At 67.8% G+C, this 20,788-nt stretch carries 17 protein-coding genes; 10 read left to right on the top strand and 7 right to left on the bottom strand.

Going from position 1 to position 20,788, the window contains the following annotated elements; genetic code table 11:
• Positions 1-205: 205 nt before the first annotated feature.
• Positions 206-1,486 carry a serine--tRNA ligase gene (serS, locus tag NKJ47_RS10280; RefSeq protein ID WP_254457836.1) on the bottom strand — a complete coding sequence of 427 codons (1,281 nt, stop codon included), beginning with the start codon at positions 1,484-1,486 and terminating at the stop codon, positions 206-208.
• 131 nt (positions 1,487-1,617) lie between these two features.
• Between serS and NKJ47_RS10275 the strand changes: the two genes are divergently transcribed.
• The gene (locus NKJ47_RS10275) at positions 1,618-2,271 is read left to right on the top strand and encodes an energy transducer TonB (protein ID WP_254457835.1); all 654 of its coding nucleotides are present in this window, start codon (positions 1,618-1,620) and stop codon (positions 2,269-2,271) included.
• Positions 2,272-2,377: 106 nt separating this feature from the next.
• On the top strand, positions 2,378-2,629 hold the full coding sequence (locus tag NKJ47_RS10270; protein ID WP_254457834.1) for a hypothetical protein: 252 nt from the start codon (positions 2,378-2,380) through the stop codon (positions 2,627-2,629).
• 205 nt (positions 2,630-2,834) lie between these two features.
• Here the strand turns inward: NKJ47_RS10270 and NKJ47_RS10265 are convergent, their stop codons facing one another.
• Entirely contained in the window at positions 2,835-4,313 is a 1,479-nt protein-coding gene (locus tag NKJ47_RS10265) for a PLP-dependent aminotransferase family protein (RefSeq protein WP_254457833.1), read from the bottom strand.
• A gap of 471 nt (positions 4,314-4,784) precedes the next feature.
• Here NKJ47_RS10265 and NKJ47_RS10260 point away from each other — a divergent pair, with 471 nt between their 5' ends.
• Genes NKJ47_RS10260 through NKJ47_RS10245 form a run of 4 tightly spaced genes read left to right on the top strand, consistent with a single transcriptional unit; the run spans position 4,785 to position 12,112 of the window.
• Entirely contained in the window at positions 4,785-7,166 is a 2,382-nt protein-coding gene (locus NKJ47_RS10260; RefSeq protein ID WP_254457832.1) for a TonB-dependent siderophore receptor, read from the top strand.
• 2 nt (positions 7,167-7,168) lie between these two features.
• Entirely contained in the window at positions 7,169-8,917 is a 1,749-nt protein-coding gene (locus tag NKJ47_RS10255; RefSeq protein WP_254457831.1) for an ABC transporter ATP-binding protein/permease, read from the top strand.
• Between the two features lie 53 nt (positions 8,918-8,970).
• Positions 8,971-9,303, top strand: a complete 333-nt coding sequence (gene trxA / locus NKJ47_RS10250) for a thioredoxin (protein ID WP_242159037.1) — start codon at positions 8,971-8,973, stop codon at positions 9,301-9,303.
• Position 9,304: 1 nt separating this feature from the next.
• The gene (locus NKJ47_RS10245) at positions 9,305-12,112 is read left to right on the top strand and encodes a S9 family peptidase (RefSeq protein ID WP_254457830.1); all 2,808 of its coding nucleotides are present in this window, start codon (positions 9,305-9,307) and stop codon (positions 12,110-12,112) included.
• 342 nt (positions 12,113-12,454) lie between these two features.
• Here NKJ47_RS10245 and aroA read toward each other — a convergent pair whose 3' ends face one another.
• Positions 12,455-13,771 carry a 3-phosphoshikimate 1-carboxyvinyltransferase gene (gene aroA, locus NKJ47_RS10240; protein WP_254457829.1) on the bottom strand — a complete coding sequence of 439 codons (1,317 nt, stop codon included), beginning with the start codon at positions 13,769-13,771 and terminating at the stop codon, positions 12,455-12,457.
• Between aroA and NKJ47_RS10235 the strand changes: the two genes are divergently transcribed.
• Entirely contained in the window at positions 13,741-14,130 is a 390-nt protein-coding gene (locus tag NKJ47_RS10235; RefSeq protein WP_254457828.1) for a hypothetical protein, read from the top strand. The two genes, aroA and NKJ47_RS10235, sit on opposite strands and share 31 nt — an antisense overlap.
• Before the next feature lie 333 nt (positions 14,131-14,463).
• On the opposite strand, the gene pheA is transcribed toward NKJ47_RS10235, so the two are convergent.
• Together pheA and serC are read right to left on the bottom strand one after the other, a co-directional pair.
• Positions 14,464-15,621, bottom strand: a complete 1,158-nt coding sequence (gene pheA, locus NKJ47_RS10230; protein ID WP_254457827.1) for a prephenate dehydratase — start codon at positions 15,619-15,621, stop codon at positions 14,464-14,466.
• An 80-nt stretch (positions 15,622-15,701) separates the two neighbouring features.
• Entirely contained in the window at positions 15,702-16,787 is a 1,086-nt protein-coding gene (serC, locus tag NKJ47_RS10225) for a 3-phosphoserine/phosphohydroxythreonine transaminase (RefSeq protein ID WP_254457826.1), read from the bottom strand.
• A gap of 154 nt (positions 16,788-16,941) precedes the next feature.
• Here serC and msrP point away from each other — a divergent pair, with 154 nt between their 5' ends.
• A complete protein-coding gene (gene msrP, locus NKJ47_RS10220; protein ID WP_254457825.1) occupies positions 16,942-17,910 on the top strand; it encodes a protein-methionine-sulfoxide reductase catalytic subunit MsrP in 969 nt (322 codons plus the stop codon).
• 134 nt (positions 17,911-18,044) lie between these two features.
• On the top strand, positions 18,045-18,674 hold the full coding sequence (gene msrQ, locus NKJ47_RS10215; protein WP_254457824.1) for a protein-methionine-sulfoxide reductase heme-binding subunit MsrQ: 630 nt from the start codon (positions 18,045-18,047) through the stop codon (positions 18,672-18,674).
• Here msrQ and NKJ47_RS10210 read toward each other — a convergent pair.
• Positions 18,643-19,440, bottom strand: a complete 798-nt coding sequence (locus NKJ47_RS10210; RefSeq protein WP_254457823.1) for an FHA domain-containing protein — start codon at positions 19,438-19,440, stop codon at positions 18,643-18,645. The two genes, msrQ and NKJ47_RS10210, sit on opposite strands and share 32 nt — an antisense overlap.
• Before the next feature lie 116 nt (positions 19,441-19,556).
• Here NKJ47_RS10210 and NKJ47_RS10205 point away from each other — a divergent pair, with 116 nt between their 5' ends.
• Positions 19,557-19,832, top strand: coding sequence for a polyhydroxyalkanoic acid system family protein (locus NKJ47_RS10205; protein ID WP_254457822.1), 276 nt, complete (start codon positions 19,557-19,559; stop codon positions 19,830-19,832).
• A 198-nt stretch (positions 19,833-20,030) separates the two neighbouring features.
• On the opposite strand, the gene NKJ47_RS10200 is transcribed toward NKJ47_RS10205, so the two are convergent.
• Positions 20,031-20,750 (bottom strand): FFLEELY motif protein, encoded by a 720-nt coding sequence (locus tag NKJ47_RS10200; RefSeq protein ID WP_254457821.1) that lies wholly within the window; start codon positions 20,748-20,750, stop codon positions 20,031-20,033.
• Between the last annotated feature and the right edge of the window lie 38 nt (positions 20,751-20,788).

Raw genomic sequence — 20,788 nt, 5'->3', positions numbered from 1 at the left:
GCGGCGGATGCTGCATGGCGCGGAAGGCAACGCGCGCGAATGCCCTGCCCCCGCCAGATCGACCACATGCGGGCGCAAGGTGGGAGGCGACTGCCTCACGGGAACGCGCCTGCGTGCGGCGTCGCGCACGATGCGCCGCCGCCGCGACGACGGCGCCTGGGGAGACGTCGGGATCGCCCGAGGCCGACGCCCCGGGACTGGGCGATCAGCCGATCCGTTCGGCGCCGCCCATGTAGGGGCGCAGCGCGTCGGGCACGGTGATCGAGCCGTCGGCGTTCTGGTAGTTCTCCATCACCGCGATCATGGCGCGGCCGACCGCGGTGCCGGAGCCGTTGAGCGTGTGCAGCAGCTCGGGCTTGCCGGTGGCCGGATTGCGCCAGCGCGCGTGCATGCGCCGCGCCTGGAAGTCGCCGCAGTCGGAGCAGGAGGAGATCTCGCGATAGGTCTGCTGCGAGGGCAGCCACACTTCCAGGTCGTAGGTCTTGCTGGCGGAGAAACCCATGTCGCCGGTGCACAGCAGCATCTTGCGGTACGGCAGGCCCAGCGTCTCCAGCACCACCTCGGCGCAGCGGGTCATGCGCTCGTGTTCGGCGCCGCTGTCCTCCGGGCGGCACACGCTGACCAGTTCCACCTTCTCGAACTGGTGCTGGCGGATCATGCCGCGGGTGTCGCGGCCGCCGCTGCCGGCCTCGGAACGGAAGCAAAGCGAGTGCGCAGTCATGCGCAACGGCAGGCGCTCGGCCTCGACGATCTCGTCGCGCACCAGGTTGGTCAGCGAGATCTCCGAGGTGGAGATCAGGTAGCGCTTCTGTTCGCCCAGCGCGGTGGCGAACATGTCTTCCTCGAACTTGGGCAACTGGCCGGTGCCGTACAGGCTGTCGGCGTTGACGATCACCGGCACGTTGGTTTCCTGGTAGGCATGCGGGCCGGTGTGCAGGTCCAGCATGAACTGCGCCAGGGCGCGGTGCAGGCGTGCGATCGGCCCGCGCAGCACGGTGAAGCGCGCACCCGACAACTTGGCCGCCGCCTCGCTGTCCAGCCAGCCGTGGCGTGCGCCGAGTTCGACATGGTCCTTGACCTCGAAATCGAAGCTGCGCGGGCTGCCCCAGCGCTGCAGTTCGACGTTGTCGGCCTCGTCCTTGCCGACCGGCACGTCGGCCTGCGGCAGGTTGGGAATCTCCAGCGCCAGCGCCTCCAACTGCGCGCGGATCTCGTCCAGGCGCTGCTCGGAGGCCTTCAGCTCGTCGCCGAAGCCGGCCACTTCGGCCATCAGCGCGGTCACGTCCTCGCCCTTGGCCTTGGCCTGGCCGATCGCCTTGGAGCGGCTGTTGCGCAGGCTCTGCAGCTCCTGGGTCCGCACCTGGATGCGCTTGCGGTCGGCCTCCAGGGCCTCCAGGGCGGCCACGTCCAGCGCATAGCCGCGACTGATGCGCAGACGCTCGGCGAGGTCGGCGGGCTGTTGACGAAGCAGGACGGGATCGAGCATGGGCGCGGGTGCTAAGGGGAGCGAATCGGGGATTATCGCCTGTCCGTCGCGGTTTTGCCGCCCCGGTGCCGACGCGGCGTGCGATTCACCGCGGCTATGCCAGAATCGGGCGGTTCCCCACGGTGAGCCTCATGTCCACGTCACCCTCGTCCTCCAAGCCCGGCATCGTGCTGCATTTGCCGCGGCGCCTGCTCGCGATCGTCGGCATCGCCTTCGCCGCCGGCCTGCTGCTGTTCCTGGTGGTGTGGCTGGTCGGACGCAAGGACAACGATTTCTACAAGCCGCAGCCAGCGCAGGTGCAGCAGGACACCGAACAGGTGAAGCCGCTGCCCGAACCGCTGCCGGCCGGCAGCGCCGCCAGCAGCATGCCGCAGGCCAAGCCCGCACCCGCCGACGACGCGCCGAAGCTGGTGGAGACCGCGCCGGCGCCGCCGCCGGCCACCGAGGCGCCGGCCCCGGCCGCGGGCAGCGACGCCGCCGGTGGCACGGCCACCGCGCTGGCGCCGGGCGACCGCCCGGTGCCGCTGGAAGGACAGACCCCGCCACCGCGCTACCCGCCGGCGGCGCTGCGCCGTGGCGATGCCGGCACCGTGGTGGTGCGGGTCGAGGTCGACGCCAGTGGCGCGCCCGCCGGCGTGGCCCTGGTCCGGCGCAGCGGCTCGCGCGACCTGGATCGCGCGGCGATGGAAACGGTGCGCCGCTGGCGGTTCCGCCCGGCGCAGCAGAACGGCCATGCGGTGCCGGCCAGCATCGAGATCCCGTTCGACTTCAAGCCGGGGCCGTAACTGAACCGGCACCCGGACGCGCAGGCCGCGTTCACATCGGGGTGACACCGCAGGGACGGGGCCTGGGCGACACTGGCCCCGCTCCCACGCCACAGGAGTTGCCGCCATGCCCACCTCCTACAAGCCGACACAGCCGCTGGATGCGTGGAAACGCGCTGCTGCGCGTCCGGCGATCCAACGCGAGCCGCGTGCGCGCGCCGATCGCGGCTCGCCCTGGGCCTGGGTGATCGTGATTGCGCTGGTCCTCGCGATGGCTGGCTGGTGGCTGGCGCTGGAGCAGAACGACGAGGACAGCGGCGCCCCCGCCACGACCTCCACACCGAAGGCAGACCCGCCGCGCCCGCAGCCGGCACACTGATCGCGGACGGGCCGCAATCGCGCCTCTTCGTCGGCCAAGCCGGCGCGCTTCTCCTCTCCTTCTCTCTTCGTAACGCGGTCGACACGCAGGCTGGCTGCCACGGCGTGCCCCGACGTTGCGATGTCCTGACCCTGCCAACGTCGCCGCGCGAGGCGCTGCACCGAGCAAGGCACGCGATCAGCAGACGCTCACACGCCTTCGCCTGTCACGCCTTCGCGCGCGTCGCCTGCTGCCCAGCGACCGCGGCGACGGCCGCCGCGATCCGATCGAGCATCGCATCGTCGGTGTGGGCGATGTTGAGGCGTACGTGCTGGTCCACGCCATGGCTCGAGAACGCCCTTTCGTGCGCCAGCAGCATGCCGTCTGCACGCAGCATGTCCGCCACTGCAAGCGCGTCGACGCCTTCGCCGAACGCGACCCACAGGTACATGCCCGCCTCCGCCTCCATCGCCCGCCAGCCGCGGGCGCGGATCTTGGCAAGCAACGCATTGCCGTTGGCAGCCAGCTTTTTCTGCAGCCTTTCGCAGTGCTGCTCGTAGCCGCCCTCGGTGAGCAGGTGGTGCACGAGCTGGTCCGTGAGCAGAGAGGAATGGATGGAGCCGACCGAGCGCATCAACAGCAGCTTTTTCATGCGCTCGCTCCCCGCCGCCAGAAACCCGGCGCGCAGCCCGGGGGCCACGGTCTTGGAAAAGCTGCCGATATGGATCACCCGCTCCAGATGATCGAGCGCGGCCAGGCGCGTGACCGCGCCGAGCTTGCTGCGCGGAAGCAGGTCGCCATGGGTGTCGTCGTCCACGATCCACATCGCATGCTGCTCGGCGAGCTTGAGCAGCTGATGGGCCTTGCGTGGCGACATGCTGGTGGAGGTCGGGTTGTGCAGCACCGAGCTGCAGAAGAACGCTTTCGGCTGATACTTCTCGCACAGGTCCGCCAGCTGCTCCAGGTCGGGACCATCCTGCAGGCGGCGCACACGCAGCACCCAAAGGCCGCTGGCCATGAGCCGCTGGGTATGGATGAACGATGCCGGCTCCTCCACCACCACATACTGCCCCTGATAGAGAAAGGACCAGATCACCAGGTCCAGGGCATCGGTGGCGCCTGCCGTTGTCACGATCTGCTCGGCGCTCGCGCTGATGCCGATCGTACGCAGCCTGGCACTCAGCGCCTCGCGCAGGGGCAGCCAGCCGCCGATGTCGGAGTATTCGAACAGGCTCCTGCGCGGCCGTGCGGCCAGCGCCTGCAGGGCCTGGGCCAGCGCCTCGGTGCCGATCCATTCGACGGGCAGCGTGCCCAGCGCCGAGCCGCCATGCCGCTGGTCCGAGTGCAGCAGGTGGCTCCAGGAAACCGGCGCCGTAGGCCCGGCCCACCCTGCGGCCGGGGCCGATTTGCCCAACTGGCGGGCCTGCGGCGACACATAGAAACCCGAGCCACGACGGGCTTGCAGATAGCCGGCCGCCACCAGCTTGTCGTAGGCACGCAGCACGGTTTCATTGCTGATGGCCATGCTGGCGGCCATCGCCCTGACCGACGGCAGGCGCTCGCCAATCTCCAGCGACCGCTGTTCGATCCGCTTGCTGATGTCGTCGAAGATCCGGTCGATCAGCGGCCCGCTGACGCGGCCGGCCGACGGCGCGGCCTTGAGCTGTTGCTTGGAACCGTTCTTCGCTGGACGGGGAGCTGGCATGGACGGAGCGTGTACTGGAGAAAAGGGGGAAGGTGGAGCCACGGGATCATAGACCGTCGGCCCCCGGACTGGCCGCCTTCGGCAAATTGATGCCTGCAGTTGCCGGCCGCCTTGCCGGCTTGCCCATTCAGCGACGACGTCTGGCGCACCAACCCGGGGCGAAACCTGGCCTTGGAGCGCACCTCAACGTGTCGCAATGCACCAAAACTGTTCAATACACGATGGGCAACCCGCGCGTATACGCGCCGCTCCCTACCCGCGTGTGACATCACGATAAATTCATCTGTACCAAACACTTTTCGCGTGGCATGCTCGGCCAATGCACCTGCTGACGGGGATGGCGTGCCGGGAGGGTCGCCCCGGGGTGGATCGCATGAAAAGCGTACTAAACACCTGACTTGTAGCTACGGAACACCGCATCGCGTCCGTTGAGCGCGATCTGCCACCCACGCCACTCCAGAGGATTCCACCGTGTCTCCCATCAAGTCCCCGCTCCGTCCGGCTCCGTTTCGTTCCACCGCGATGTACGCCGCCCTCACCCTCGCCCTGCCAGCGAGCGTGCATGCCCAGCCGCAGGACAGCCCGGCCGCCACGACGCAGGCCGGCCCGACGCCCATGAACTTCACCATTCCGGCCGGCCCTCTCTCTGCCACCCTGCAAGCGATCGCACGGATCAGCGGGACCGCCATCCAGTTCCAGGACAAAGACGTACAGGGCATCGGCGCCCCCGCCATCTCCGGGCAGACGACCGCGCAGGGCGCGGTGCAAGCGGCCGTCTCGGGCAGCGGGTTGACCATGGCGTCGGCCTCCGATGGCTCGATCCGCGTGTTCGTGCAGCAACTCGATTCCGTCACCGTCACCGCCAAGCGCGACGAGGCCGAAACCGGGTTCCACGCCTCCAGATCCTCTACCGGTACGCGCGGCGACTCCGATCTGCGCGACGTGCCGCAGTCGATCACCGTGCTGACGGCCAAGGTGCTGGAGACCCAGCAGTCCGCCACCGTCGAAGACGCGTTGCGCAATGTCGCCGGCGTGGTGGTGCAACCCGCGACGCAGGGGTCCAGCGGTTTCAACATCCGCGGCTTCGGCGCGAACGCCGCCACGCTGTCCAATGGGCTGACCGATCCCAATTCGGTCAAGACCAACGTCGCCGGCGTGGAGCGCGTCGAGGTGCTCAAAGGACCGCAAGCCCTGCTCGCCGGTGCGAACGCCATCGGTGGCACGCTGAACATCGTGACCAAGAAGCCGACGACCGACTCCATCCGCGATGCATCTGTCAGCTACGGCAGCCATGCCGAACGCACCGGCACCCTCGACCTGGCCGGCGCCATCAACGGCAGCAAGGAATTCAGCTACCGCCTGATCACCTCGGCCACGCGCGCCAGTCGCAGCTCCGCAGGGTACGACGGACGTTCGCAGCACTACGGATTGGGCGAGGTGCGGTGGAAGACGGCGGATACGGATTTCATCTTCGGCGTGTCGGCCGACAATTCGCACACGCCAATCGACCGGTACACGGTGGCGATCCGCGGCTTCATCGAGCCGCCTCCCTCCACCCTGCCCGGCAACAAGAGCAATGGCGTCGATGCCGACACGCGCTCGGTGTTCTACACGTTGCAGCACTCCTTCTCGAACGCACTGGAATTCAACAGCCGCATGCAACGCGTCAGCACCGACCTGGATCTGGCGCTGTGGACACCCCAGTTTCCGGTCAGCGTTTCCAACCTGCTGCTGAGCTATAGCGGCACCATCAGCCGCTCGAACCAGACCACCACCAGCGGCGATCACTACCTGAGCTACCGGTTCGCGACCGGGCCGGTGGAGCAACGCCTGGTGGCCGGCGTCAACCATACCGATTACAGCTTCGACCAGACCCAGTACAACGGCCCGAGAGCGGTGGTCCGCTTCGACCAGCCGACCCAGTACCCCTTCCCTGCCCTGGTGCGTAGCGATGGCAGCCGCTCCTACCGCAGCTACTCGCCGCAGGAACAACTGGGCCTGTACCTCCAGGACACCCTGAAATGGGAGCAATGGACACTGGTGGCGGGCTTGCGCCACACCCGCATGGACACCGGACCCGGCTTCACCACCGTGTACACGAATCCCCCCACGCCCGACATGACGACACCCAAGCGATCGTTCAGCAAGAACACCGTCAATGCCGGACTGATCTACAACCTGGACGCGAACATCTCGATCTACGGCAGCTACGCCGAAGGCTTCATGCCGCTGTTCTCCGACCTGACCATCTGCGGCACGTCGTCGTCGTCCACCCCGCCCACCCAGTCCAAGAGCAAGGAGCTGGGCATCAAGAGCAACGTGGACGACCGTTTTTCCTGGTCGGCCGCCGTGTTCCAGATCGATCAGTTCAACCTGCTGCAGCGCAACCGCGCGCTCAACTGCAACACCCTGATCGACGGGCAGCGATCCAGGGGCGTGGAACTGGAGGCAGCGGGCAACCCCATGCCCGGGCTCAACCTCATCTTCAACTACTCCTACAACAAGCGCGAGAGCCTGTTCGATCCGAACCTGCTGCCCGGCGCAGGACCGCGCACCCAGGTCAGCCTGTGGAGTACCTACGATTTCCAGTCGGAGCGATTGCGCGACCTGAGCGTCGCCTTCGGCATCAGCGCATGGGACGACTCCGTCCTGGGCATCAGGAAAGGACAGCCTAGCGCACCCGGTGGCGCCCGCATCGATACCGGCATCGCCTACACCCAGCCGAGGTGGTCGCTGCGTCTGGGCGTGAAGAACCTCGCGAACCGAACGCTGTACGGCTTTTCCAACTCGACCCTGTTTGTTCCCGTCTACGACAAGCGTACGTTCACGCTCACCTATCAGTTCAAGCTCTGACCATGAACGTGCAACGCCACCGTCCCCGTCTGCGCGACCTGATCCTGCCCTACTGGACGTCGCGCGAAAGCTGGCGCGGCTGGGTGCTTCTCGCGACACGGCTGTTGCTCATGTTCACCAGCGTCTACGTCGCCGTCTGGGCCAACCAGTTGTCGGGCCAGGTGGTGGATGCGCTGGTGAAGCGTGAGTGGAACGACATCTGGCGCAGCCTGGGCCTGTCATGGATCGCCGGCATCCTGGCGATGCTGGTCTCCATGGTGCTGCTGTTCGCGATCACGGAACTGCAGCAGTACGAGTGGCGCACCGCCATGACACGCTGGTTCGTCGACGCCTGGACCCGCCAGCGCACGTACTACGCCATCGAGCGGGATGGCGGCCTGGACAACGCGGACCAACGCATCTCGCAGGACATTCCGCGGTTCATCGAGCTGACGCTGCAGTTGTTCCTCAACCCCATCCAGGTGGTTGTCGGAGCCGCGTCCTTCACCGTCATCCTGTGGAACCTGTCCGGCACGCTGCGCTTCACGCTCTGGGGCATCGACTTCGCCATTCCCGGCTACATGGTCTATCTGGTCTATGCGTACTCGGCAGGTTCGCTGCTGATCTCGCATCTCACCGGCCGCCCGTTGATCTATCTGTTCAATCGCCGCCAGACCGTGGAAGCCAATTTCCGCTACCGCGGCATGCAACTGCGCGAGAACGCCGAGCAGATCGCCTTCTACGACGGCGGCGCGCAGGAAAAGCAGCGGCTGGATGCATCCTTCGAGGACGTAAGGGCCAACTGGCGGGACATCATCGCGCGCAACGTCAAACTGATCCTGGCGCGCGAAACCTACTCGACGATCTTCTCCTCCCACCTCCTGCCGACCGCGGCAGCGCTGCCGCGCTATCTCTCGGGCGCCATCACGATGGGCGACGTGACGCGCGCGGGCGGCGCCTTCACCGCCGTCAGCAGCAGCCTGGCCTTCTTCAGCCAGGCCTACGTCACCTTTACCGAATGGTGGGCCCTGGGCAACCGACTGCGCGATCTGCTGGGCGCCATCCAGGAGGTCAACGCGCCCTCCCCCGGCATCCACATCGGGCGTGCCACCGGCGATGCCATCGCAGCGCAGAACCTCGCCCTGCACAAGCCGGACGGAGAACAGTTGGCCGCCATCCCAGAACTGCGCATGCGCCGGGGCGAACGCTGGCTGGTGCGCGGCACCTCGGGGGTCGGCAAGAGCACCTTGCTGCGCGCCGTCGCCGGCATCTGGCCTTACGGTGAGGGCGAGATCGGCCACCCGCAGGGCGGACAGCTGATGTTCCTGCCCCAGCGCAGCTACATCCCGCAGGGCACGCTCAAGGCCGCGCTGTGCTATCCGGGGCAGCCCGAGGATTTCGACGACGCGCGCGTGCGCCAGGCGCTGCATGAAGTGCGCCTGTCAGCGCTGGCGGATCGGCTTTACGACAGCGACCGCTGGCAGCAGAAGCTTTCCGGCGGCGAGCAGCAGCGACTGGCGATCTGCCGTGCACTGCTGCACCGGCCCGACTATCTGTTCCTGGACGAGGCGACCAGCGCGCTGGATCCGGACACCGAACAAGCGCTGTACCAGGCCCTGCTGCACGCGTTGCCGAACGGCACGTTGATCAGCGTCGCGCACCGCGAATCGCTGGCCTCCTACCACGACCACGTGCTGGACCTCACGCTGCGCCGCTGCGAAAGCGGCAGCCAGGCCGGCGACGGCGCAGAACCCTCTCCGACGCCCGCCTGAATCGGCCTTCGCACATATCTGGTTTCTTTTCTCCGTCACCACAGGACCGAACCATGTCTTCCCACGTCACCGCCATCACCGAAGCGAGCTTTGCAGAACACGTCCTCCAATCCTCCGGCCCCGTCCTGGTGGACTTCTGGGCCGAATGGTGCGCTCCCTGCAAGCAGTTGCTGCCCATCCTGGACGACATCGCAGAGGACTACGCCAGCGATGCGCGCGTGTGCAAGATCAATGCGGACGAAAACAAGGCAACCATGCAGCAGTTCCACGTGCGCGGCCTGCCCACCATGATCCTGTTCATGGACGGCCAGGAAAAAGCCCGCCTGGTGGGCCTGGTCTCCAAGACCCGGATCGCCCAGCTCATCGACGACTGCTTGGAAGGCTGACATGACCCTGCGCGCATACCATGGCGACCCGGACCTGCGCCGGCAGGCGATCGACACGCTGCAATCCCTGGAAAAGGCCGGGCGATGGGAGCATCGCCCGCTGTACTGGAACGGCGAGGTCGGCAGCTTCATCGGCAGCCTGCTGCAAGGCGACGACCTGGACCGCTGGGAAGCCGATTACGGCCTGCCGAAGTGGCTCGCCCTCACGATCGATTCGATGGTCGCTGCCAATTCGACGCTCGGTGTGTCCTGGGGCATCCACCTGATGCAGGGCATTGCGCCTGGCATGGCGATGGACACCGCGGGTAGCCGCAGCCTCCTGGAGCTGCTCAACGGCCAAACCCACGGACTGAACCACCTGGACGCTGCCGCGGGCCTGGCCGAAGCGCTGGAAGGCGTGGCCGCGCTGCATGCGGCACGCCTGGCGGGCCAGGACATCGACAGCGCCAGCTGGCGCAAGGCACGCCGCGCGGCGGTCGCGCAAACCGATGCGCAGACGCCCGGGTCGGTGGCCGCATCCGTGGGAACGTGCATCGAAGCCGCGGCCTGGGACCCGATGCAGTCCCGCAGCGCCGTGTCGGACACGCTGCGCGGCTGGATGAACGCACGTATCGCCGCGAACATGGCCGTCTACCCCTGGGGCCAGGCAGAAGACGACGACATGAAGCAGGTGCTGGAAACCTTGCATGCGGAAGACGTGGCCGGCCGCGAGCCCGGGGACACCAACTACACCAATGTCTTCACTCTGCTGGAGCAAAAGCATCCCGAGAAAGCGAAGCGGCTGAGAGCCTACTACCGACAACAGAAGAGCCAGTACGGCAAACAGTGGCGCCAGGCGGCGCTGGTGATGCAGAACATCCTGCATGCGGCCGACGGCGACGCGCCCGCAGCGCTCATCCCCCGCAAGCACCTGTTCGCCAACCCGGCGCGGGCCTCCATGAGCATCAGCCCGGACGGGCAATGGCTGGCATGGCTGGCAGACGGCGATGGCGTGATGAACATCTGGGCCGCGCCCAGCAGCAACCCGCGCGAGGTCCGACAGATCACCCGGGACACGCGTCGCGGCATCCAGAGCTTCAATTGGACCTACGTTCCCGGCATGCTGCTGTTCTCGCAGGACCGCGATGGCGACGAGAACTTTCAGGTGTTCGGCGCCGACCTCTCGGACGGGAGCCTGCGCGCCTTGACGCCTTCGGCGGCCGGCGTCCGCACGGGCGTGCAAAGCATCAGCCGGGAGCGGCGCGAAGAAATCGCGATCGTCTCGAACGCGCGCGACGCACGCTTCTTCGATGTGCATGTGCTGAATCTCCGCACCGGAGAGATGCAGTGCATGGAAGAGAACACCGGCTTTGCCGGCTTCGTGGTGGATGCGCGCTACCAGGCGAAGCTGGCCGTGCGCAACACACGCGATGGCGGCAGCGAATGGCTGCGGCGCGATGCCGCCGGGGTGTGGCAGCCCTGGCAGGTGTTCTCGGCGGAAGACGGCCGCAGTTCGGCCCCCTCCCATTTCGACGTCGAGGGCCGCACGCTGTACGCCTACGACAGCCGCGGTCGCGACACCGCCGCACTGGTAGCGATCGATTGGAACAGCGGCGCCATCACCGTGCTGGCTGAAGACCCGCGCGCCGACATCGGCGGCATGATCACCGATGTGGCCAGCTACCGTCCCCTGGCCTACGGCGTGACCTACGAGCGCTTCAAGCTGCACATGCTGGACGACGCGATCGAGCGCGACATCGAAACCCTCGACGGCTATGCCGGTGATGGCGAATGGCGCCTGACCTCGCGCACCGAAGACGACCAGCAATGGGTCGTCGCCCTGTCGTCCGATACGCGACCGTCCTCCACATGGCTGTATGACCGCAAGAAGCAAGCCATGCAGCACCTGCTGGATCTGCGTCCCGAACTCACCTGGGTTCCGCTTGCGCGGATGCAGCCGGTGGTCATTCCGGCGCGCGACGGCCTTTCGCTGGTGTCCTACCTGACGGTGCCCGCAGGCTCCGAGGGGGGCGACCTGCGCACCACCTCGCCGTTGCCGCTGGTGATGCTGGTGCACGGCGGCCCCTGGTCGCGCGATGGCTTCGGCTTCAACCCCATGCACCAATGGCTGGCCAACCGCGGCTACGCGGTGCTGAGCGTCAACTTCCGCGGCTCGACCGGCTTCGGCAAGCGCTTCGTCAACGCCGCGGACGGCGAATGGGGCCGCAAGATGGACGAGGACCTGGAAGACGCCGTGACCTGGGCCATCGAGCGCGGCATCGCCGATCCCAAGCGTTTGGCCATCTTCGGCGGCAGCTACGGCGGCTACGCGGTGCTGTCGGCGCTCACCCGTTACCCGTCGCGCTACGCCTGCGGCATCGACGTGGTCGGGCCGTCCAACCTGGAAACGCTGTTGGCATCTATTCCGACCTACTGGGAGGCGGACCGCATCCGCCAGCACCGTGCGATGGGCGACCCGGCCACCGCGGAGGGACTGGCTCAACTGCGCGACCGCTCGCCCCTGCATCGCGCCGCGCAGATCCGCGCGCCGCTGCTCATTGCCCAGGGCGCGAACGACCCGCGCGTGAAGCAGGCGGAGTCCGAGCAGATGGTCGCCGCCCTGCGGCAGAGCGGTATCGCGGTGACCTATGCGCTCTACACGGACGAAGGCCATGGCTTCGTGCGGGAAGCCAACCGCATGTCGTTCAATGCGCTGTGCGAAGACTTCCTGGCCCGCCACCTGGGTGGCCGCGCCGAAGCGTGGTCGGCAACGGACTACCCAGGCCATTCGCTGCTGCTGGCGCAACATACCGCACGCCATGTCGCATGAGGGGCACTGTCGCCACCGGTTGCGCGCTATCGCGTTCTGCACGTAGCGCGCATCCGACAGCGCGTCTGGTCGACTGACCGACGGGCATTGCGTGGACGCATCGAGCCAATCGCGCGGCGGCCTGAAGGGCCGCCGCAGGTTTTTCGTCGCACCGGGAGTGGGGGCAGGCGGCAGGTCGCCGGTGGCCGAGCGGCGATCGCGGAGGCGAGATGCGCCACGGCGCCGGCACCGTGTGTCCGCGTTCCACCGCGCACGCGTTCGCGACACGCACGCGAATCGCTCCGGATGCGCAGCGCTCGAGTCATGCACCCCGGCCTGCGGTTACGCAGGCCGGAAGCGCCCTCAATCGGCTGCGCGCAACCCGAATCCGGCGCCGCGCGCCAGGCTGTCGAAGCCCGGGAACGACGTCGCCACGTTCGCCACGTCCTCGATCCGCACCTCGCCCTGCGCCAGCTGACCGGCGATGGCGAAGGCCATGGCGATGCGATGGTCGCCGTGGCTCTCGATGGTCCCCGCGCCCAGCGTGCCGCCGTGGATGGTGGCGCCGTCCGGGGTTTCGTCGACGACGATGCCGAGGCTGCGCAGGCCGGTGGCCATCGCCGCCAGGCGGTCCGATTCCTTGACCCGCAGTTCCGCCGCGCCGCTGACCACGGTCTGGCCGTCGGCGGCGGCCGCCGCGACGAACAGCGCCGGGAACTCGTCGATCATGTCCGGCACCACGGCCTCCGGAATCCGCGCACCGCGCAGCGGCGCGTAGCGCACGCGCAGGTCGGCGACCGGCTCGCCACCGTGTTCGCTGTGGTTGTGTTCGACGATGTCCGCGCCCATCAGCCGCAGCGCCGCGAGCAGGCCGGTGCGGCGCGGATTGAGCCCCACTGCCTTTAGGGTGATGTCCGAGCCGGGAATGATGCTGGCCGCGACGATGAAGAACGCAGCCGAGGAGAAATCCGCCGGCACCGCGATGTCGGTGGCGCGCAGGCGCTGGCCGCCGCGCAGCCGCGCCTGGCCCGGCGCGAACGCGATCTCCACGCCGAACGCGGACAGCATACGCTCGGTGTAATCGCGGGTGGGATGCGGCTCCTGCACCGAGGTGACGCCCTCGGCATACAGCCCGGCCAGCAGCACCGCCGACTTGACCTGGGCGCTGGCCACCGGCGAGACGAAGTCGATGCCGCGCAGCGGCTGTCCGCCATGGATGCGCAGCGGCGGCACGCCATTGGCCTCGGTGTCGATGCGCGCGCCCATCAGCGCCAGCGGCTCGGTGACCCGACGCATCGGCCGCTTCGACAGCGACGCATCGCCGACCAGCACGCTGTCGAACGGCTGTGCCGCGAGCAGCCCGGCGAGCAGACGCATGCCGGTGCCGGCGTTGCCGCAATCCAGCGCCCCCTGCGGCGCCTGCAGCCCATCCACGCCCACGCCATGCACGATGCGCTGCGACGGCGACGGCGTCTCGATCCGCACCCCGAGCTTGGCAAAGATCGCCGCCGTCGCGCGCGTATCCTCGCCCTCGAGAAACCCCTCGATCCGCGACGTGCCATCGGCCAACGCCGCGAACATCACCGCCCGGTGCGACACCGACTTGTCCCCCGGCACCGTCAGCGTGCCCTGCAGCGCAGTGCCGCGCGTTGCGATCCAGCCTTGCTCGTTGCTCATCATCGTTCCTGAAAGTCCGACCACCCGAAGGTCCACTACCACCCGACGACACGGATGCCGCTAACGCGCGTTGGCGCTACCGCTACGACTACCGTACCCACTCCCTCACCGCTGTTGCTGTTGCTGTTGCTGTTGCTGTTGCTGTTGCTGTTGCTGTTGTTCTTGCTGTTGTTCTTGCTGTTGCAGTTGCTGTTGCAGTTGCAGTTGCAGTTGCTGTTGCTGTTGCTGTTGCTGTTGCTGTTGTTCTTGCTGTTGCAGTTGCTGTTGCTGTTGCTGTTGTTCTTGCTGTTGCAGTTGCAGTTGCTGTTGCTGTTGCTGTTGCTGTTGTTCTTGCTGTTGCAGTTGCTCTCAATCCCCCGTGAGGGCTGGCGGACACGACGGGTAAAACCCCGCAAGGGGCGACGCGCAGGATGCGCGTCGTTTTCGGCAGGCACATGGATGTGCCTTCCGAAAATTCCCGTCGTGTCCGCGGACCCCGCGCGCAGCGCGGGGCAGCCCGCCCGGGGGTGTGTTTCTTTTGGTTACTTTTCTTTGCACAAGCAAAGAAAAGTAACTCGCGCAAAGCGCGAAAGCTGTTGCTGTTGCCGTTGCCGTTGCCTTCCAGCTTTTGTGCAACCAACCACTTAGAGCACTTGACTGTTAATCAGATGGCCTTTTGGTTTTGGCCGTCGTGCCGCGACGAAAGGACGGCTCGATCAAGGCACCGCCACCGGATAAGACCCCAACACCTTGATCTGCGCCGAATGCGCCTTCAACTCCGCCAACGCCGCCTTCATCGCCTCATCCTCCACATGCCCCGCCAGATCGATGAAGAACCCGTACTCCCACTTCGCCTGATGCGAAGGCCGCGACTCGATCCGGTTCATGCTGATCCCATGCCGCGCGAACGGACTGAGCACATCGAACAGCGCACCCGGCTTGTCGTGGATGAACACCAGCACCGAGGTGCGATCGTGCCCGGACGGCGGGAAGATCTGCCGCCCGATCACCAGGAAGCGCGTGGTGTTGTCCGCGTCGTCCTCGATCGACTTCATGATGACCTTCTTCAGCGCATACACATGCGCCGCGCTCTCCCCGCCGATCGCCGCCGCATCGTCGGCATTGCGCGCGCGGCGCGCGCCCTCGGCGTTGCTGGAGACCGGAATCTTCTCCACCTTCGGCAGGTTCGCGCGCAGCCAGCCGGCGGTCTGCGCGAACGACTGCGGATGCGCATAGATCCGCTCGATCGCGTCCAGCCGCCCGCTGCGCGAGAGCAGGAACTGGTGCACGCGCAGCTCGGTCTCGCCGCAGATCTTCAGATTGGAGGTGAGGAACATGTCCAGAGTGACCTGGATCGTGCCCTGCCCCGAGTTCTCCACCGGCACCACGCCGAAGTCGGCGTTGCCGCTTTCCACTTCCTGGAACACTTCCTCGATGGTGGCCATCGGCAGGCCCACCGCCGAACGGCCGAAGTGCTTGAGCACCGCCTGCTGGCTGAAGGTGCCTTCCGGCCCCAGGTAGCCGATCTTCAGCGGCTCCTGCTGCGCCAGGCACGCGGACATGATCTCGCGGAACACGTGCACCAGCACTTCGTCGCTGAGCGGGCCCTGGTTGCGGTCCACCACCATACGCAGCACCTGCGCCTCGCGCTCGGGGCGGTAGTAGTCCACCGCGGCGGCGAGCTTGCCCTTGGCCTTGCCGACCTGGTGCGCGAACTGCGCGCGCTCGGCGATCAGCGCCTGGATGGTGCGGTCGATCTCGTCGATCTTGGCGCGCACGTCGGCCAGGGCCGGCGTGGCGGCGGGCGCCGGTTCGGCGGACTTGGACTTGGCCGGCTTGGCGGCGGCGGGGGATTTCTTCGGCTTGGCGGCCATGGATCGGGGGTTCCTCGGTGGTCCGGATCGCCGCAGCGATCCGGTCGCGGCTGACGCCGCTCCTGCAAAAGATCGGCGACTCAGCCGTGGCGCTGCTGGAAGTCGTGCATGAACGCGACCAGCGCCTGCGCACCGGCCAGCGGCATGGCGTTGTACAGCGACGCGCGGATGCCGCCGACCGCCTTGTGGCCCTTCAGCGCCAGCAGGCCGGCCGCCTTGGATTCGGCGACGAAGCGCGCGGTGAGGGTCTCGTCCGGCAGGAAGAACGGGATGTTCATCCGCGAGCGCACCGCCGCCACGACCTCGTTGCGGTAGAAGCCGCCGGAGGCGTCGATCGCCGCGTACACCAGCGCCGACTTGGCCTGGTTGCGCGCGGCGAACGCCTCCACCCCGCCCTCGGCCAGCATCCACTTGAACACCAGCCCGGCCAGGTACCAGTTCCAGGTCGGCGGGGTGTTGAGCATCGAGTCGCGCGCCACGTGCGAGCGGTAGTCGAAGATGTCCGCGCGCGGCTGCCCGGCGCGTTCGAGCAGGTCGCGGCGGAGGATCACCACCGTGACGCCGACCGGGCCGAGGTTCTTCTGCGCGCCGGCGTAGATCAGCGCGTACTTGCTCACGTCGATCGGCTCGGAGGCAATGCTGGAGCTGAAGTCGGCGAACAGCGGCACCGCGCCGACGTCCGGCGTGTCGCGGAACTCCACGCCGTGGATGGTCTCGTTGGCGGTGATGTGCACGTAGGCGGCATCGTCGCGCAGCTGCCAGTCGGCGCGCGGCGGGATGTCGCGGAAGCCGCCGGCCTCGCTGCTGGCGGCCACGTGCACGTCGACGTAGGGCCCGACCTGCTTGATCGCGGTCTTGCTCCAGTGCCCGGTCACCACGTAGTCCACGGTCTGCCCGGGCGCGGCGAAGTTCAGCGCCAGCAACGCCTGCTGGGTGGTGGCGCCGCCGGCCAGGAACAGCACGGCGTAGTCGTCGGGAATGCCGATCAGCCGGCGCAGGTCGGCGTCGGCCTGCGCCGCCACCTCCATGAATTCGGCGCCGCGGTGGCTCAGCTCCACGATCGAGGCGCCCACGCCGTTCCACTCCAACATCTCCGCCTGCGCCTGGCGCAGGACCGATTCCGGCAACGCAGCGGGGCCGGCACTGAAATTGAACGCGCGCGTCATGGGACACCTATCGGACAGGACCCCTAGTATGCCGCAGCGCAACAGCTTGTTGCCCGGGCAATTTAGGTTGCATTTGCATCCATTCGCCCGGCGTATGCGTAGTCTGTGCTGAAGTCCCCGTCACCGCTCGCCCCCTTCGCTCCAGGAGTCCGCCATGTCGTTGCGCGATGCCCTCACCGTCCCCAGCCGCGAGATCACCGACGAAGCGGTCTACCGCGAGCGACGGCGCTTGCTGCAGGCCCTGGCGCTGACCCCGGTGGCCGGCCTGGTCGGCTGCGCCGACGCCGAGCCGCCGGCACCGCCGAAGACCGTGGTGACGCCGGAGCAGGCGCGCAGCGGGTTCCGTACCAACGAGGAACTGACCCGCTACGAGGACGTGACCAGCTACAACAACTTCTACGAGTTCGGCACCGACAAGACCGATCCGTCGAAGGCGGCCAAGACCCTGCGCACCTCGCCGTGGTCGGTGAAGGTGTCCGGCGAGTGCGAGAAGCCCGGCACGCTGAGCCTGGACGACCTGCTCAAGGGCCACACGCCCGAGGAGCGGATCTACCGCCTGCGCTGCGTGGAAGGCTGGTCGATGGTGATCCCGTGGCTGGGGGTGCCGCTGGGCGAGGTGCTCAAGCGCTTTGCGCCGACCTCCAAGGCCAAGTACGTCGCCTTCACCACCCTGGCCGATCCGCAGCAGATGCCCGGCATCCGCTACAGCTCGATCGACTGGCCCTACAAGGAAGGCCTGCGCATCGACGAGGCCATGCATCCGCTGACCCTGCTCGCCACCGGCCTGTACGGCAAGCCGCTGCCGCAGCAGAACGGGGCGCCGCTGCGGCTGGTGGTGCCGTGGAAGTACGGCTTCAAGAGCATCAAGTCGATCGTCGAGATCCGCTTCGTCGAGCGCATGCCGGAAACCGCCTGGCACGAGCTGCAGCCGTCCGAGTACGGCTTCTTCTCCAACGTCAATCCGGCGGTGGACCATCCGCGCTGGAGCCAGAAGACCGAGCGCCGCATCGCCGGCAAGGCCAGCAAGCTGTTCGCCGAGCGCATTCCCACCCGTCCGTTCAACGGCTATGCCGACCAGGTGGCGTCGCTGTATGCGGGGATGGATTTGAAGAAATGGTATTGAGCGGAGGCTGGGAATGGCGAACCGGGAATCGGGAATGGGAAAAGCGCGGCGCCGGGTGGTGGCGTCGCGCGATGGCTGGCACCACAGTCGGCGCGTCTCATGCCGCCTTTGCCCACACCGCGCGATGACGGCGCATGGCTAAGACCTCGACTTCGTTGATTGCCGCCAAGGCGGTGGTGCATGCGCTGGCGCTGGCGCCGATGGCGTACCTGGGCTGGCAGTTCTGGCAGGTGTGGCAGACCGGCAGCGACGCCCTGGGGGCCGATCCGGTGGCCGAGGTAGAACACCGCACCGGGCTGTGGGCGCTGCGGCTGTTGCTGCTGACCCTGGCCATCACCCCGCTGCGGCAGCTGACCGGGCAGCCGGTGCTGCTGCGGTTCCGGCGCATGCTCGGGCTGTACGCGTTCTTCTATGCCAGCGTGCATCTGGCGGCCTACCTGGGGCTGGACCTGCGCGGCTACTGGACGCAGATCTTCGAGGAGATCGTCAAGCGTCCGTACATCACCGTCGGCTTCCTGGCCTGGCTGCTGCTGGTGCCGCTCGCGGTCACCTCCACCCAGGGCTGGATGCGCCGGCTCAAGCGCAACTGGGGCAAGCTGCACAAGGCGATCTATGCGATCGGCGTGCTCGCCGTGCTGCACTTCTGGTGGCTGGTGAAGTCGGACATCCGCGAACCGCTGCTGTACGCGGCGATCCTGGCGGTGCTGCTGGGCTGGCGCGGCTGGCGGGCGCTCAGCGCGCGCCGAACCACAGCAGGCCGCTGAGCGCGGCGGCCAGCAGCAAGGCGCTGAGCAACAGCCACGGCCAGCGCCGCACGGTGGCCGGACGCGGGGCCACCGCCGGCGTCAGCGCCAACGCGGCCAGGGCCGGGTCGTCGCGCAGCGGCTCGGCACCGACCATCTGCGGCACTTCCAGCACGAACCGGTGCTGGGCATCGAACACGACCTGATCGCCGGGCTGCAGCCAGCAGCTGCGCACGGCGATGCCGTTGACCTGGGTCTGCGCATCGCCGAAGCCGCGCAGCAGCACCCGCTCGCCGTGCCGTTCCAGGCGCGCGTGCTGCTCGGCGCAGGCCGGATCGTCGATGCGGATGTCGCAGTCGCGCAAGCGGCCGACGCTGCGCACCCGGTCCACGGTGAAACTGCGGCCATGGTGCGGGCCGCCGACACCGCGCAACACCAGGCGCGGATCGTCGTGTTCGGCCTCGCTGACCTCGGGCAGGCGCTGCAGCGGCTCGCACTTGCCCTGCACCACCATCTCCACGCCGTCGGCGTAGACCGCGTCGCCGGCGCGCAGCAGGGCCATGCGCCGCACCGGGCGGCCGTTGACGTGGATGCCGCGGCTGCCGTTGGCGACCTGCAGCCACAGCCCGCGCCGGTCGAGGCAGAATTGCGCCAGCAGCAACGCGCCCTGGGTGTCGTCGACCACGCTGACCTGGCCGGAGGCCAGCCGCACGATGCGATGCACGCCCGCGCGCAGGGGCCGGTCGGGATGTTGGCGGTTGCTGAAATGGACTTGCAGATCGTGCACGGCGGGCAGCCTAGCAGGTTGCCCGCGCGCGCAGAAGCGCGCGCGCTGGACAATGCATCGCGCATACGCACAATGCCTGATCGTTCACGCGGGCACCCGCCCGCACAGGAGCCAGCATGTCCAGCATCGACATCCGCCACGACCACGCCATGTCCCCCGCGCAGGCCCGCAAGGCCATCGAAACCGCCGCCAGGAAACTGGCCGAGCGCTTCGACCTGGAATCGCACTGGGACGGCGACGCCCTGCTGTTCTCGCGCTCGGGCGTGGACGGCCGCATCGAACTGCTGCCCAAGCAGGTGCATGTCACCGCCGAACTGGGGTTCCTGCTGTCGGCGATGAAGGGCACGGTGGAGAGCGAGATCCGCCGCGTGCTGGCGGAAAAGCTGGGCTGATGCGCGATCGAGCCCCTCTCCCCCCGGGAGAGGGGTTGGGGTGAGGGTACGGCGCCAAGCACTGATGGAACTGGCTACACGAGGCTGCGCCCGTCCCCTCATCAGGCCCTGCGGGCCACCTTCTCCCGAGGGGAGAAGGAACGACCAAAGCCCCTCTCCCCCCGGGAGAGGGGTTGGGGTGAGGGCGCGGCCCCCGACTCACTCCAACGCAAACGGATCCGGATCGCCCGCGAACAACCGCCGCGACACGGCGCGCTCGGTGGTCTCGATATCACCGATGAAGCCTTCCGCGTCGCCCAGCTTGGAAAACGCGTCGAAGCCGCGCTCCAGGAAGCCCTGCAGTTCCGACAACCCGGCCGCCTTGGCCGGGCCGCGCGCGAAGCGCAGCAACATGCGCACGCCGGGCGTGTGCACCGCGTTGGCCAGGCCCAGGCCGACGCGGGCGATCAGATCGATCTGGCGCTGGCGCAGCCGCGGCAGTCCGGTCTGCCGATAGGCCTGGGCATACAGCGCCTCGTCCAGGCGCTTGCGCCGTGGCGCCAGGGCCTGCAGCGCCGCAGCCATGCGCAGGTCCAGGGCGTGGGTCAGCGCGCCCAGCTCGATGCCGTCGGCGACCGTGTCCAGCAACGCCGCCGGCATCAGCCGCTGCATCATCGGCAACACCTTGACGATGTCGGCGTCGCGGCGGCTGAAGTCGCGGTCGCCATAAACGTCGGTAAGGAAGAACATCGCCGCCGGGCGCCGCTGCGGATCCTCCAGGAAGTGCTCGAAGCTGCGCTCCAGCCGCTGCGACTGCCAGCGCCGCAGTTCCTGCAGCCAGCGCAGCGCGTTGCGCGGTTCGCGCACGGGGTCGTGCAGCGCCTGGTGCCACGCCAGGCGGCGGCCGAGTCGTTCCAGGACGGGGTTGCTGCGGGCCATGGCCGCCGATGATGGTCGCAGCCCGTCACGACCGCAAG

Origin of the sequence: Xanthomonas sacchari (assembly GCF_024266585.1) — a bacterium.
GTDB classification, from domain to species: Bacteria; Pseudomonadota; Gammaproteobacteria; order Xanthomonadales; family Xanthomonadaceae; genus Xanthomonas_A; species Xanthomonas_A sacchari_C.
This window is presented reverse-complemented; position numbering and strand designations above follow the sequence as displayed.

Bases quoted from the DNA above. Each gene is read 5' to 3' on its own strand.
- serS (WP_254457836.1), bottom strand. From the start codon at position 1,486: ATGCTCGATCCCGTCCTGCTTCGTCAACAGCCCGCCGACCTCGCCGAG.
- NKJ47_RS10275 (WP_254457835.1), top strand. From the start codon at position 1,618: ATGTCCACGTCACCCTCGTCCTCCAAGCCCGGCATCGTGCTGCATTTG.
- NKJ47_RS10270 (WP_254457834.1), top strand. From the start codon at position 2,378: ATGCCCACCTCCTACAAGCCGACACAGCCGCTGGATGCGTGGAAACGC.
- NKJ47_RS10265 (WP_254457833.1), bottom strand. From the start codon at position 4,313: ATGCCAGCTCCCCGTCCAGCGAAGAACGGTTCCAAGCAACAGCTCAAG.
- NKJ47_RS10255 (WP_254457831.1), top strand. From the start codon at position 7,169: ATGAACGTGCAACGCCACCGTCCCCGTCTGCGCGACCTGATCCTGCCC.
- trxA (WP_242159037.1), top strand. From the start codon at position 8,971: ATGTCTTCCCACGTCACCGCCATCACCGAAGCGAGCTTTGCAGAACAC.
- NKJ47_RS10245 (WP_254457830.1), top strand. From the start codon at position 9,305: ATGACCCTGCGCGCATACCATGGCGACCCGGACCTGCGCCGGCAGGCG.
- aroA (WP_254457829.1), bottom strand. From the start codon at position 13,771: ATGATGAGCAACGAGCAAGGCTGGATCGCAACGCGCGGCACTGCGCTG.
- pheA (WP_254457827.1), bottom strand. From the start codon at position 15,621: ATGGCCGCCAAGCCGAAGAAATCCCCCGCCGCCGCCAAGCCGGCCAAG.
- serC (WP_254457826.1), bottom strand. From the start codon at position 16,787: ATGACGCGCGCGTTCAATTTCAGTGCCGGCCCCGCTGCGTTGCCGGAA.
- msrP (WP_254457825.1), top strand. From the start codon at position 16,942: ATGTCGTTGCGCGATGCCCTCACCGTCCCCAGCCGCGAGATCACCGAC.
- msrQ (WP_254457824.1), top strand. From the start codon at position 18,045: ATGGCTAAGACCTCGACTTCGTTGATTGCCGCCAAGGCGGTGGTGCAT.
- NKJ47_RS10205 (WP_254457822.1), top strand. From the start codon at position 19,557: ATGTCCAGCATCGACATCCGCCACGACCACGCCATGTCCCCCGCGCAG.
- NKJ47_RS10200 (WP_254457821.1), bottom strand. From the start codon at position 20,750: ATGGCCCGCAGCAACCCCGTCCTGGAACGACTCGGCCGCCGCCTGGCG.